We start from the raw sequence: 12903 nt of genomic DNA, 5'->3' as shown, positions 1-12903 counted from the left end.
GCGCGCCTCGTGACGCCCCCGCCCAATCTGTCATCGGCCCTACAATGGTTCGATATCGCCCTGAGCACGGCCTGCGTGGAAATCAGCCTCCCATGCTGCAAATGTCCCCGCTGCAATCGCGTCGCGCATGCCCTGCATAATTTCCTGGAAGTAATGCAGGTTATGCCACGTCAGCAGCATGCCGGAGATCATTTCTTGCGACCGGAACACATGGTGCAGATAGGCACGCGAATATTTCGAACAGGCGGGGCATGTGCAGGCTTCATCCAGAGGACGCGGATCATCTGCGTGGCGGGCGTTCTTGATATTGACCACGCCATTGCGTGTAAACACTTGGCCCGTGCGCCCTGACCGTGATGGCAGCACACAATCCATCATATCGATCCCGCGTTTCACGGCCCCAACGATATCGTCAGGCTTGCCGACACCCATCAGATAGCGGGGCTTATCGACAGGTAACTGTTCCGGCGCGAAATCAAGACAGCCGAACATGGCCTCTTGGCCTTCGCCCACAGCCAGACCGCCCACAGCATATCCATCAAAACCAATGTCAGTCAGCGCCTTCGCGCTTTCTTCGCGCAGATCTTCTTCAAGACCACCCTGCTGGATACCGAACAACGCATGTCCGGGCCGATCCCCAAAGGCATCGCGGGATCGCTGCGCCCACCGCATCGACATTTGCATAGACTCGTTGAGTCTTGTCCGGTCGGCAGGCAGCGCGGGGCATTCGTCAAAACACATGACGATATCGGAACCGAGAAGCTTCTGAATTTCCATTGACCGCTCAGGCGACAAGAAATGTTTGGACCCGTCGATATGGGACTGAAACTGAACGCCCTTCTCGGACATCTTGCGCAGATCAGCGAGGCTCATCACCTGAAAACCGCCACTATCCGTCAGGATCGGTTTGTCCCAATTCATGAATTTGTGAAGACCACCAAGGCGGTCGATCCGCTCTGCTGTTGGACGCAGCATCAAGTGGTACGTATTGCCCAGCAGAATGTCTGCGCCGGTCGCGGCCACACTTTCAGGCATCATCGCCTTCACAGTGGCGGCGGTGCCCACTGGCATAAAGGCTGGTGTGCGGATGTCACCACGCGGCGTTGAAATCACACCCGTACGGGCGCGACCATCAGTGTGGTTCAGCGAAAATGAAAAACGATCTGTCATGCGCCCCACATGATCCAAAATTACAAAAATGCCAAGACGTCACGGCGACGCGAAACAGGTATCCGCAGATCGGCGGATAATTGGTTAGCAAATACAAACGTATATGCTGGCTCTCTAAAGATACCCCGAACATCGGGCATCGTGCCGCACTTTGGACACAAATGGGATTCAAGTTTGAGGGACTAGCAAAACAAGAAGCGCGGGACCTTTACCGGTCACCAGTGTTCAAACGAAAAGGCGAGAGTATGACACGTAGATTAACACAAGTGCGGCTAACCACGATTTGCCCACCATTCGAATTGCTTGCCTGCGCAGCAGGGCTGATCATCATTCTGATGCAATGATGACGAACGTAACGAATGAACTAACGTAACGGCGGTAAGACGCCCTGACACAACGGGACCCGCATTGGCACTTTCGGTGCGGGTCCATCTTACGGATAGCCATCTGTCAATCAGGACGTGAAGGGCCATCCCATTTGCAGAACCGTCTTCGACAATGAAAAGGTCAGCCAGTTTGATTTACGTGGTGCAGCTTTCGGCAGTCGTTGTGCCAACCTTTCGTCTGCTTCGGCAGACAGTCGTGCAATCATGTCCTGTTGGATAAGTGGAAACTGAGAATTCATCGTAGCGTGTGATGCGTTGTACATGCGTTGTCTCCTTTAGGTTTACTGTGTGTCCTAAAGGTGCACGAAATGGTCCGGTCCTGAAAAAGGGAAGCGATGCACTGCTTTCCCCCTACGCTACGTCAACTTAGCGAAAATCCCTTAAAATATGCACTTTTCGGTCCCGGACTCAAAAGAGCATCTTGACAGGATTCAGCAAGGATCGCCGATTCGGGCATGTTTTTTGATGCAAAACTCAAGTTTTTAACGACCATTGCCATACCTCGCGTGCGACAAAATCATTGCAAAAGAATGCCGCGACCGCCCCCTTTACGCCCCCTGCCCCTAACCCTATATGATTGGTCAGGATTAGGCAGGACCAAGCTCATGACAGATGCAAGCACACCGATGGAAGGCGCACCACTGATCGCGCCATCAAGCACGGATCACCCGTTGTATGATGACATCGTCATGGCCTGTAAGTCCGTATTTGATCCCGAAATTCCAGTGAACATCTACGATCTGGGCCTGATCTACACGATCGATATTGCAGAAGATAACGCAGTGAACGTGATCATGACACTGACGGCACCGGGCTGTCCCGTTGCAGGTGAAATGCCGGGATGGGTCGCCGATGCAATCGAACCGTTGCCCGGGGTGAAACATGTTGACGTGGAAATGACGTTCGAGCCGCAGTGGGGCATGGACATGATGTCTGACGAAGCGCGTCTTGAACTCGGCTTCATGTAACTGGCCTGTCACGAAACATTAACGAAACCATCCGATAACCGTCACATAACGCTTCTACCCCGTGCCCATCTTTGCATAGGGAAGAAGACATGAAACTGACGACACCCACACTGCTTGCTGCAGCACTTCTTGGGTCATCGGCAATTGCTGATACAAACGCAGGCCTGACATACGGCCCCCGCCCCGCTTATTTGATCAGCCAGATGGCTGACGGTGCACTCAAAGACAAACTGCTGTCCTGTGTAGATCAAACACCCACCCGCACCGATTTCTCAATCGGCCACCGTGGGGCGCCGTTGATGTTCCCTGAACACACCGTCGAATCTAACGTGGCAGCCGCGCAAATGGGTGCTGGCATCTTGGAATGTGACGTGACTTTCACAGCCGACCATCAGCTGGTTTGCCGTCATGCCCAGAACGATTTGCATACAACAACAAATATCGTGGCAACCGAGCTTGGTCAGAAATGCACCACGCCTTTTAGCCCAGCCCAAGGCGACGCATCGGCGACTGCGGAATGTCGGACGTCCGACCTGACGCTTGCCGAATTCCGAACGCTGCGCCCGAAAATGGATGCTGCAGACAGCGCTGCGACCTCTGCCGAAGACTATCTTGGTGGTACGGCAGACTGGCGCACCGATCTTTACGCCAACAACGCGACCCTTATGACTCACGCGGAAAGCACTGCTCTGTTCCGCGATCTTGGCGCTAAGTTCACACCGGAACTGAAATCCCCATCCGTAGAGATGCCGCACAACGGATTTTCACAACAGGATTACGCGCAAGCCCTAATCAACGAATATAAAGATGCAGGCATTCCTGCATCCGATGTTTGGGCCCAGTCTTTCAACCTTGAAGACGTGTTGTACTGGATTGAAAACGAACCGGAATTCGGCGCGCAAGCGGTATACTTGATGGATGAATACGATATCGAAGGATATTCACCGCAAGACCCGTCCACATGGCCAAACACGATGGCCGAATTGAAAGACATGGGCGTCAATTACATCGCTCCACCTCTGTGGATGCTCTTGTCGGTTGAGAACGGTGTAATGGTCCCGTCCGCGCTTGCAACTGCTGCGAAAGATGCGGAACTGAAAATTGTAACGTGGACGTTGGAACGTTCTGGTCCGTTGGGCAACGGTGGCGGCTGGTACCATCAAACTGTTACGGATCAAATCAGCCAAGATGGTGATTATTTCACGGTCTTGGATGTTCTAGCGCAAGACGTTGGAATCGCTGGCATGTTCTCTGATTGGCCCGCCACGACGACCTATTATGCGAACTGCATGGGTCTTTAACGCATCATTGTGATCGTTTGGTCTGGGGCCGCACCTTGTGTTGGCCCCTCACCCCGCCTATTTTGGGGATAACGCAGGAGACACCCCATGTTTGGCATTCCCGGCAAGCAAGCCGTATCCATCACTGACAAAGCCGCCGCACAGATCGCGAAACTGATGACCAAGGACGGGTCACAGGGTTTGCGTATTGGCGTCAAAAAAGGCGGCTGTGCAGGCATGGAATACACGATGGAATATGTGTCTGAAGTCGACCCATTGGACGAAGTTGTCGAACAAGACGGCGCACGTGTGATGATTGCACCAATGGCGCAGATGTTCCTGTTCGGCACTGAAATCGACTACGAGGTGTCGCTGCTTGAAGCAGGATTCAAGTTCCGCAACCCCAACGTCGTGGACGCCTGCGGCTGTGGCGAAAGCATCAAATTCAGCGACACTATCGACGCCGCATGAGCCTGAGCGACGGCGATATCGCATTCGCCGTTGATCTGTTTGCTGATCTTGGTGCGCTGACCACCCGCAAAATGTTCGGCGGCATGTGTTTGTATCACGACGGTACGGTCTTTGCGTTGCAATCCAGCGATGGACGGCTTTACCTGAAAACCAAAGACCCTATCGGCCTGTTCGACAGCCAAACCGACCAATTTCACAACATGCCCTACTACGCAGTGCCGGAAGATCTATTGGATGATCCTGACGCAGCATGCGCCGCCGCACGCACGGCGCTTATGGCTTTGGCTTAACCGCGCCCTTCAGGTGAACGTAGGTCTCGTTAAACCGCTTTTGTAAATGATCGACTGCGTTGATTGGCTCGCCGCCTTTTGGTGCCACATCTGCATCATGGTTCGGGTTAAAGAACAAAGGCACAGAAATCCGTTCCGCTTCGGTCCCGATGACACGGTGCGGGGTTGCGACGATCCGGCGCTCTGTCCACATCTCGAGCATTTCGCCAAAGTTGATCACAAACTCACCCAGAGGGGCAGACACAGGTATCCAACCGCCACCCCGTTTGCGCACCTCCAACCCAGGTGATCCATCGGTGGCCAGCAATGTCAGGCAGCCATAATCGGTATGCGTCGCGATCCCGAAGTCTTTGTCCGTCGCCCACTCAGGGCGTTCCGGATAGAAATTCCCGCGCAAAAGCGCCATCGGATGCGTGAACTTGTCACGAAAATAAGCCCCATCCTCGCCAACCGCATCGGCAATCGCACAAAGCAAATCCAGCGCAAAGGTCACCGTTTCACGGTAATAGGCGCGCAATGTGTCGGCAAAGCCATCCGGTTTGTCAGGCCAGACATTCGGCGCATAGGCGGGCAGTTTCAACGCACCTAACGGTTCGCGCTCTGCCACAGGCAAACCACAGTCAAACACCTGTTTGTAATCAGGATTTGCGTCAGGATCGACCTGCTCAGACCCCGGCGCGCCCCATCCACGGTTTGATCCTGTCTTGGCCATATCATAGGCCGCCTTGTCCGCGGCGGGCAGGTGGAAAAACGCGCGGTACGTCTCAATCACATCCCGTACGGTGTCTGCACTGATTGGCGTATTATAGACGGTCAAAAAACCAATGTCGGCAGCCCCGGACACGGCCTGATCGCGCGCCTCTGCATGGCCCGAATGGGTCGGGTCGATCAGCGCTGCGGCGTCAATGCGTGGGATCATCTTGGGGCCTCCTGTCGTTGCTGCCTGTCATGATAGACTTTGCATCAGGCTGCAAGGTTGATACCACAGCCGCAACATACACCAAGGAGAGATCAATGCGCCGCAAACTTGCCGCTGGAAACTGGAAAATGAACGGGACGCCAGCAGAACTGGCGGAATTGACGGCGCTGACACAAACCCACGACACGCCAACAGTGAACGTTCTGATCTGCCCGCCCAGCACATTGATCGCACAAGCAGCAAATACTGTCGCAGACCACAAGGTCGCCATCGGCGGCCAAGACTGCCATGCAAACACCAAAGGCGCGCACACAGGCGATATCAGCGCTGATATGCTGGCAGCAGCTGGCGCCACATATGTGATTACAGGCCATTCCGAACGGCGGACAGATCACGGCGAAACAGACGCACAAATTGCGGCGAAATCACAGGCAGCCTACGACGCAAAGCTGACCGCCGTTATCTGTATCGGTGAGACGTTAGGTGAACGCGAAGACGGCACGACCCTCACGGTCCTAGATACCCAACTCGCGGGGTCTATCCCTGACACAGCGACGGCCGCAAACACCGTGATCGCATACGAACCCGTTTGGGCCATCGGCACCGGCAAAGTTCCGACACTAGACCAAATCGCCGAAGTGCACGCCCATATCCGGACGCGGCTGACAGCGCGTTTCAGCGACGGTGACCAATTCAGTGTCCTTTACGGCGGGTCGGTCAAAGGCAGCAACGCAGCCGATATCTTCGCGGTTCCCGATGTCGACGGGGCACTTGTAGGCGGTGCAAGCCTCAAAGCAGCGGATTTCTCTCCCATCATCACAGCCCTCGAAAACGCCTGATACGACACAAAACGTCCAATTCTTTTGGTCAAAAATATCCCCGCCGGAGGCGGCACTGCATCAAAACCAAAAGGCGACGCTTCAGATGAAGCGTCGCCTTTATTCTTGTTCAAATCAGAAATGCGCGGAAGCGCACCTTTTACCTGATCACGATCTCCGGTCCCATAAAGGTTGTTGGCAGATAGGTCGAAATCGCAGGGATATAGGTGACCATAATCAGGAACACGAACAACACAGCCAAGAACGGCAGTGCCGCGCGTACCACGGCCATCATTGGCATACCGGCCACGCCAGATGTCACGAACAAGTTCAAACCAACCGGCGGGGTGATCATCCCGATTTCCATATTCACCACCATGATGATGCCCAGATGGATCGGATCAATGCCCAGCTCGATGGCAATTGGAAACACCAACGGTGCGACGATCACGATCAAACCTGATGGTTCCATAAACTGACCACCGATCAACAGGATCACGTTGACCACAATCAGGAACATCCACCAGCTGAGACCCGCGTCGAGCATCGCAGCTGCGATATGCTGCGGAATCTGCTCGTCCGTCAGCACGTGCTTTAGGATCAACGCATTCGCAATGATGAACATCAGCGTGATGGTCAGCTTGCCGCCCTCAAACAGGGTCTTGCGTGTATCGGCGTGGACCCACGCCGTGATCAAAGCCCAAGGTTTGCGGAACAGTGAAATCGGCTTTTCGCCTTCTGGCGTCGCCAGTGGTCCCATGTCGCGGTAGATGAAAGTCGCAACGATGAACGCATAAACAGCAGCAACAGCAGCAGCTTCGGTTGGCGTAAAGGCCCCGGGTTTCCAATGCAGGCCTTCACTGAAATCAACCCAAGGGTGGCCATAGATACCGCCCATGATAATCACGATCAAAAGCAATCCCCAAAGCGCGTCCTTCAGGCTTGCAAAAATCTCCGTCCAGCCCTTCCATTCACCCTTTGGCATGTTCTTGATGCGCGCAATCACGTAGATCGCCACCATCAACATTGTGCCTGCAAGGATACCCGGAATAACACCGGCCAAGAACATACGCCCGACGGACACATCTGTGGCCGACGCATAGACAACCATCACAATCGACGGTGGGATCAGGATTCCGAGAGTACCCGCGTTACAGATCACGCCTGCCGCGAATTCCTTAGTGTACCCCACCTGACGCATCGCTGCGATCACGATGGACCCGATAGCCACAACAGTCGCAGGCGAAGAGCCGGACAAGGCAGCAAACATCATACAGGCCAGAACACCCGCGATGGCCAAACCTCCCTGAAGGTGTCCGACACAGGCAATCGCGAAGCGGATGATCCGTTTCGCCACACCGCCTGTTGACATAAACGTCGAGGCCAGAATGAAGAACGGGATCGCAAGCAAAGTATAGTGCCCCGCCATCGCTTGATACAGCGACTGTGCGACGGATGCCAAAGACGTATCAGAGAACGCCAATAGGAAGATGATAGACGACAGGCCAAGCGATACAGCGATCGGAACACCAATCAGCAGCATGCCGATAATCATCGTGAAAAGTAGAATAACGTCCATGACTTAGGCGTCCCTGTTCAAGTGGGCCGCTTCTTCGACGGCTTCTTCGGCTTCATGGCTGACGATCAAGCTTTCGTCCTGATCACGCCAAATCCTGCGGGTGGCTTGGAGAATACGTAATAGCATCAATGCCACACCAATCGGCAACATCACGTAAGGGATGAATCGCGGTAGCTTTTCGTATTCCTCACCCATGTTGAAGGTGTTTTCGAGATAGGTCTTTGCAAACGGAATCGGCACCTGTTCGGTTTCATACCACGCCTGATCTCGGGTCTTTTCGTCGAACCCGGTCGGGATCACGCGGCCTTCGGTCTTGTACATGCCACCGAACGGCGCCCAATAATCCCATGCGCCCTTCATCATTAGGCCGCCATAGGCAATGCAGCATAGCGCTGAAATCATCACTAGGATTTTGCGGGTCGGCTTGGCCACGATGTTCAAAACCGCGTCCACACCCAAATGCGCCGTCTTTTTGAACCCGTAGGAAATCCCGAACAAAACGAGCCACGCAAACAGGATCAGAACGGTCTCTAGCCCCCATAACAGGCTGTCCCCGAACCCGTACCGCAACACAACATTGGCGAATGTGACAAGCGTCATCAAACCTAGCAGTGCGGCGATAAAGTTCTCTTCGAAGGTATCAATTATTTTTGCAAAGCCCTTTGGCTCTGGCTTGGATGCTGACATGGTTTTGTCCCCCCCTGTCGCATGTTTAAAAAAGGCGACCCGCATCAAGTGGCACGGGTCGCCCAAATGGCTGTATGGGATAGTGGGTGGGGCGTCGCGGCAAAGCCGCGCGCGTCACCCCATCACACCATACGAGGCATTACCTTACAGGCTTTCGTTGATCGCCTGTGCTGCATCGATGTTTTCTTGACCAACATCACCAACGAACTGCTCCCAAACAGGCTTCATCGCTGCAACCCAAGCGGCACGCTGTTCTGCGGACAGTTGACGCACCACACCACCGGCTTCAACGATCGCGTTTTTGCTTTCTTCGTTCACAGCAAACGCTTCGCCGTTACGCAGTTCTGTCACTTCGCGCAGGATTGTTGTCAGTTGATCGCGCTGCGCATCCTCAAGGCTGTCGAGGAAATCGACAGATGTCACAACAAGATAATCAATGATGCCGTGGTTGGTTTCAGTCACACCGTCTTGAACTTCAAAGAACTTCTGGCCGTAGATGTTGGACCATGTGTTTTCCTGACCGTCGACAACGCCCGTTTGCAGCGCACCGTAAACTTCGGAAAACGCCATTGGCTGTGGGGACGCACCCAGTGCTTCCATCTGTGCCACAAGCACATCGGAAGTCTGCACGCGGAACTTCAGGCCGTCGGCGTCTGTTGGCGCTTCAAGTGGCACGTTTGCAGAGAACTGCTTCATGCCGTTGTGCCAGAATTCAAGACCTTGCAAGCCGCGACGCTGCATTGAATCTTTCATGGCTTGGCCCGTTTCAGACACTTGGAATGCGTCAACAGCTTCGATGTTTGTGAACATGAACGGCAGATCGAAAATGCGGAATTGCTTTGTGAAGGCTTCGAACTTGGACAGGGACGGTGCCGCCATCTGCACGTCGCCTTGCAGCATCGCTTCCAGAACTTGGTCATCGTTGTACAAAGACGACGATGGGAACACTTCCATACACATGGAACCGTCCATCTCAGCGTTAATCCGTTCCATCAACAAGGATGCCGCGATCCCTTTTGGGTGACGGTCAGTATTGGTAACGTGGCTGAACTTGATCACAACTTCGCCGTCATCACAGCCCGCAGGACCGCCTTCAGCGTAAGCAGCAGAGGCCGCAACAGAAGCGGCAGCGATCAGGCTTGCGAGTTTCGTGAATTTCATTGGTTTTCCTCCCATGGAACCTTTTGGTCGTCGTCGCACGACAACCTTGCGCAGATCAGACAGTGTTTTGCCGCCCCCAACAACTTTTTCGTCAAGTGATCGAAAAATGTGCTTTTACAGGGCGATACGCACGCGGCGCACGCATGGGTATAACCGCTTGTCCCGAATCTCACACAGCCGTGAGCGTTAACTGTGTGGAAATCCGCACACTACATGCGGCGAAAATCTTCTGCCCGCAGTCCATGCTTGGACAATTTATCGTAAAACGTCTTGCGCGGCAGTTGCAGCAATTTCGCCGTTTCCGTCGCCTGTCCGTTGCACCGCCGCAAAGCATCCACTATCAACGACTTCTCGATCTGGGCGATCTGCGCATTCAGCCCGAGTGTCTCGCTTGGCTCAACTTCACTTAGACCCATCGCGAAACGCATCGCCGCATTCATCAACGCCCGCGCATTGCCCGACCAATCGTGCTCCATCAGCCGTCCGGTCACATCGGCGGTGATATTTGGCATTGGCAAGTTTGCCTGTTCACAAGCCTGCCCAACAAAGTGGCGAAACAAAATTGGGATGTCTTCGGACCGTTCCCGAATGGGCGGTATCCGCAAACGCATGAGATCCAGCCGATAGAACAGATCGCCGTGAAAACGTCCTGCGCCGACTTCTCCGTCCAGATCATGTGTACTGCCTGCAATGACCCGCGCTTTGATCCCACTATCCAGCTGCTCGGCGAGATAGAATTGGCTTGCCATCGGCAAACTGCCCACTTCGTCGATGAACAAGGTGCCAGCGTCCGCCGCTGTGATCGCTTGTTCCAATGCGTCTACTGACAGAGCCGCCCCTGCCCGTTTCACGAATGGATTGCGTGCCGCTGCAGACAAAAGGTGAATGACTTCCGCCACCTTTGATGTGCCGGCCCCCGGTTCGCCGGTGACGACGACCTCGGCCCGCGATTTTGCGACCGCCCGCACCCGGTTGCGCATGGCTTTGGCCTGCTCCGACGTACCGATCAGCATCCGAGATGCCGCATCCCCCTGCTGCACATCCCGCATCATTTCACGGCCCTTGATGACCTCGTCGCGTGCCGTCAGCGCTTTTTCGACAACCGCCATCAGATCGCGCGGCCCGCATGGCTTTTCTAAAAACGCATAGGCCCCCGCATCTAGCGCTTTGACTGCAGTCGGGACATCGCCCTGTCCCGTCAGCAAGATGACTGGCAGGTCTGCATCAACCTGCTGCACATATTCCAATAGATGGAACCCGTCGCGCCCCGGCATCATCATATCCGAGATGATCACGCCTTCGAATTGCGGCGTGATATGGTCCTTTGCTGCGATAAAGGCCGACGCCAAGATCGGATGCAGTCCGGCAATATCAAGCGTTTGCCCCAAGGCATCGCGCACTTCTTTATCATCATCAACGATCAGCACTTTGCGGGTCATGTCGTTTCTACCGGTTGTAGCATCACTGAAAACTCTGCCCCTCCGTCGGGGTGGTTGCGGCCTTGGATATCGCCTCCAAAACTTTGCACAAGCCCATAAGAAATCGAAAGTCCCAGCCCCATACCTTCAGCCGCCCCGATTGATTTGGTTGAATAGAACGGATCAAAAATGCGGTCTGGCTCGGCGATACCTGGTCCTGTGTCGCGGATACTGAGGATTGTTTTGTCTGCTTGCGTCACGGTCACATCCAATTGCCGATGCGATAGGCCATCCATCGCATCCGCGGCGTTGGTCATCAGATTGAGAACAACCTGTTGCAACCGAACTTCCCCGCCACGCACATGGACGGGCGAGTTGGGCGGTGTCCAGTTAACGACAACGTTTTCTGTGGCAAAACGGGCAGCCAACATGTCGAGCGTTTCGTGCACGACCGCGCCGAGATCAACATCGACCAATGGTTCGTTTTCGTTACGTGCAAAGGCGCGCAAATTGCGGATGATCCGCGCCATACGCCGCGCAAGGTCTGAAATACGCCCGAGATTTTGATCGGCAACGTCATGTCTGCCTTGCTGCATCAACGCAGTGCCGTTTTCTGCAAAGGACTGGATCGCCATCAACGGCTGGTTCAACTCGTGACTGATGCCTGCTGACATTTGCCCAAGCGCTGACAATTTTTCCGCCTGAACGAGTTCCGCTTGCGTACGTTGTAGATCCGCGTTGACCGCTTCCAATTCGGAGGTGCGATTGGCAACCCGTCGCTCTAGGTCTGCGTTTGCGAAGGCCAAGGTGCGGCGTCGTTCAGTCACCCAAAACAACACAGCACCAAAAGCCAGCATGATCGCGGCCGCTGCGATCGTTTGCAGGTAAGCCAGTTGGCGGGCGGGTGCGAGATCAGGCAATGCCTCGCCGACAAGATCAATCACGGGCATTGGTAAGGTCAGATGCAGCGCTTGTTCAGGTAAATACCGGCCGCCGTCTATTTCCCAGACCTCAAACGACCGGAATTGTTTTTCATTATGTCGTACGAATGGAGTGATCAGCCCTGTCGGATATTCAGCACTTTGGCCGACCATGCGGATGTCGGATTCCTTTGTCCGGTACACCAGTTCTGATCGGTTCGAAATAAAGACAACGCCCAGTTCATCCGTAAAGAAAACCGCCAATTCATCGCCGCGCCATGCGGTTTCCACAACGCCCACATCAACCGCGACAATCACCACACCTACAACTGGTCCGGCATCTGCAAAAACCGGTGCAGCAAAGTAAAAGACACGGCGGTCGTAGCGTGGATCGACAAAGTGGTAGACGCCAAGTGCGCCGTCCATCGCCCGTTCGAAATAAGGGCGCTTCGCGTGATCTACGCCAACGGTTTCGGAAGAGGACAGAATTTCCTCGCCCGCGGCCCCGACAATCAGGATATCAAGCGATCCGGTTTTGTCAGCCATCTCGCGTAAAAGTCCGCTGACCAGCGGGCTGCTGGTCCCCTGCAAGATTGCCATAATTTCGGGGCGGTCCGCAGTCAGGACAGCCAGACTGCGAAACCGCTGTAATTCTCCGGTTAGTCGCGATGCGGCAAGGGCCAAATCAGCCCGGCCCCGCTTTTCAAGCTGGTCAACCGCTGCCCCATAACCGAATGACCAAACGCCGCCGCACACGATTGCGGTCATCGTCACGAAGGCGAGCGTAAGTATGCTGCGGGATAAAATCGGACCAAACATACCAACCTGATAGGAAG

13 protein-coding genes are annotated in these 12903 nt (G+C 54.6%); 5 read left to right on the top strand and 8 right to left on the bottom strand.

Features of this window, described 5'->3' with window-relative positions; genetic code table 11:
* Positions 1-39 precede the first annotated feature (39 nt).
* Both tgt and MWU61_RS03745 read right to left on the bottom strand, forming a co-directional pair.
* The gene (gene tgt, locus MWU61_RS03750; RefSeq protein ID WP_247126908.1) at positions 40-1170 is read right to left on the bottom strand and encodes a tRNA guanosine(34) transglycosylase Tgt; all 1131 of its coding nucleotides are present in this window, start codon (positions 1168-1170) and stop codon (positions 40-42) included.
* 454 nt (positions 1171-1624) lie between these two features.
* Positions 1625-1819 (bottom strand): hypothetical protein, encoded by a 195-nt coding sequence (locus MWU61_RS03745; RefSeq protein ID WP_247126907.1) that lies wholly within the window; start codon positions 1817-1819, stop codon positions 1625-1627.
* Positions 1820-2161: 342 nt separating this feature from the next.
* Between MWU61_RS03745 and MWU61_RS03740 the strand changes: the two genes are divergently transcribed.
* From MWU61_RS03740 to MWU61_RS03725, 4 genes are all read left to right on the top strand, one after another.
* Positions 2162-2524, top strand: a complete 363-nt coding sequence (locus tag MWU61_RS03740) for an SUF system Fe-S cluster assembly protein (protein ID WP_247126906.1) — start codon at positions 2162-2164, stop codon at positions 2522-2524.
* Positions 2525-2613: 89 nt separating this feature from the next.
* Entirely contained in the window at positions 2614-3825 is a 1212-nt protein-coding gene (locus tag MWU61_RS03735) for a glycerophosphodiester phosphodiesterase family protein (RefSeq protein WP_247126905.1), read from the top strand.
* Positions 3826-3912: 87 nt separating this feature from the next.
* On the top strand, positions 3913-4275 hold the full coding sequence (locus tag MWU61_RS03730; protein ID WP_247126904.1) for an iron-sulfur cluster assembly accessory protein: 363 nt from the start codon (positions 3913-3915) through the stop codon (positions 4273-4275).
* A complete protein-coding gene (locus MWU61_RS03725) occupies positions 4272-4565 on the top strand; it encodes a TfoX/Sxy family protein (protein WP_247126903.1) in 294 nt (97 codons plus the stop codon). Before MWU61_RS03730 ends, MWU61_RS03725 begins: the two co-directional genes overlap by 4 nt.
* On the opposite strand, the gene MWU61_RS03720 is transcribed toward MWU61_RS03725, so the two are convergent.
* Positions 4549-5484, bottom strand: a complete 936-nt coding sequence (locus tag MWU61_RS03720) for a 2-oxoglutarate and iron-dependent oxygenase domain-containing protein (RefSeq protein WP_247126902.1) — start codon at positions 5482-5484, stop codon at positions 4549-4551. The two genes, MWU61_RS03725 and MWU61_RS03720, sit on opposite strands and share 17 nt — an antisense overlap.
* Positions 5485-5579: 95 nt before the next feature.
* Between MWU61_RS03720 and tpiA the strand changes: the two genes are divergently transcribed.
* Positions 5580-6323 (top strand): triose-phosphate isomerase, encoded by a 744-nt coding sequence (gene tpiA / locus MWU61_RS03715; protein WP_247126901.1) that lies wholly within the window; start codon positions 5580-5582, stop codon positions 6321-6323.
* A 139-nt stretch (positions 6324-6462) separates the two neighbouring features.
* Here the strand turns inward: tpiA and MWU61_RS03710 are convergent, their stop codons facing one another.
* The 5 genes from MWU61_RS03710 to MWU61_RS03690 all read right to left on the bottom strand — a co-directional run bounded on the left by MWU61_RS03710 (position 6463) and on the right by MWU61_RS03690 (position 12886).
* Entirely contained in the window at positions 6463-7881 is a 1419-nt protein-coding gene (locus MWU61_RS03710; RefSeq protein ID WP_247126900.1) for a TRAP transporter large permease, read from the bottom strand.
* 3 nt (positions 7882-7884) lie between these two features.
* Positions 7885-8568 (bottom strand): TRAP transporter small permease, encoded by a 684-nt coding sequence (locus MWU61_RS03705; RefSeq protein WP_247126899.1) that lies wholly within the window; start codon positions 8566-8568, stop codon positions 7885-7887.
* Positions 8569-8712: 144 nt separating this feature from the next.
* Entirely contained in the window at positions 8713-9729 is a 1017-nt protein-coding gene (locus MWU61_RS03700) for a DctP family TRAP transporter solute-binding subunit (protein ID WP_247126898.1), read from the bottom strand.
* Positions 9730-9938: 209 nt separating this feature from the next.
* Entirely contained in the window at positions 9939-11168 is a 1230-nt protein-coding gene (locus MWU61_RS03695; RefSeq protein WP_247126897.1) for a sigma-54 dependent transcriptional regulator, read from the bottom strand.
* The gene (locus MWU61_RS03690; protein WP_247126896.1) at positions 11165-12886 is read right to left on the bottom strand and encodes an ATP-binding protein; all 1722 of its coding nucleotides are present in this window, start codon (positions 12884-12886) and stop codon (positions 11165-11167) included. The genes MWU61_RS03695 and MWU61_RS03690 overlap by 4 nt, the downstream gene beginning before the upstream one ends.
* Between the last annotated feature and the right edge of the window lie 17 nt (positions 12887-12903).

The sequence above is a fragment of the Loktanella sp. F6476L genome (assembly GCF_023015725.1).
Lineage (GTDB): Bacteria > Pseudomonadota > Alphaproteobacteria > Rhodobacterales > Rhodobacteraceae > Yoonia.
The sequence above is the reverse complement of the archived record's forward strand: the minus strand, read 5'-3'. Positions and strand labels throughout refer to the sequence as shown.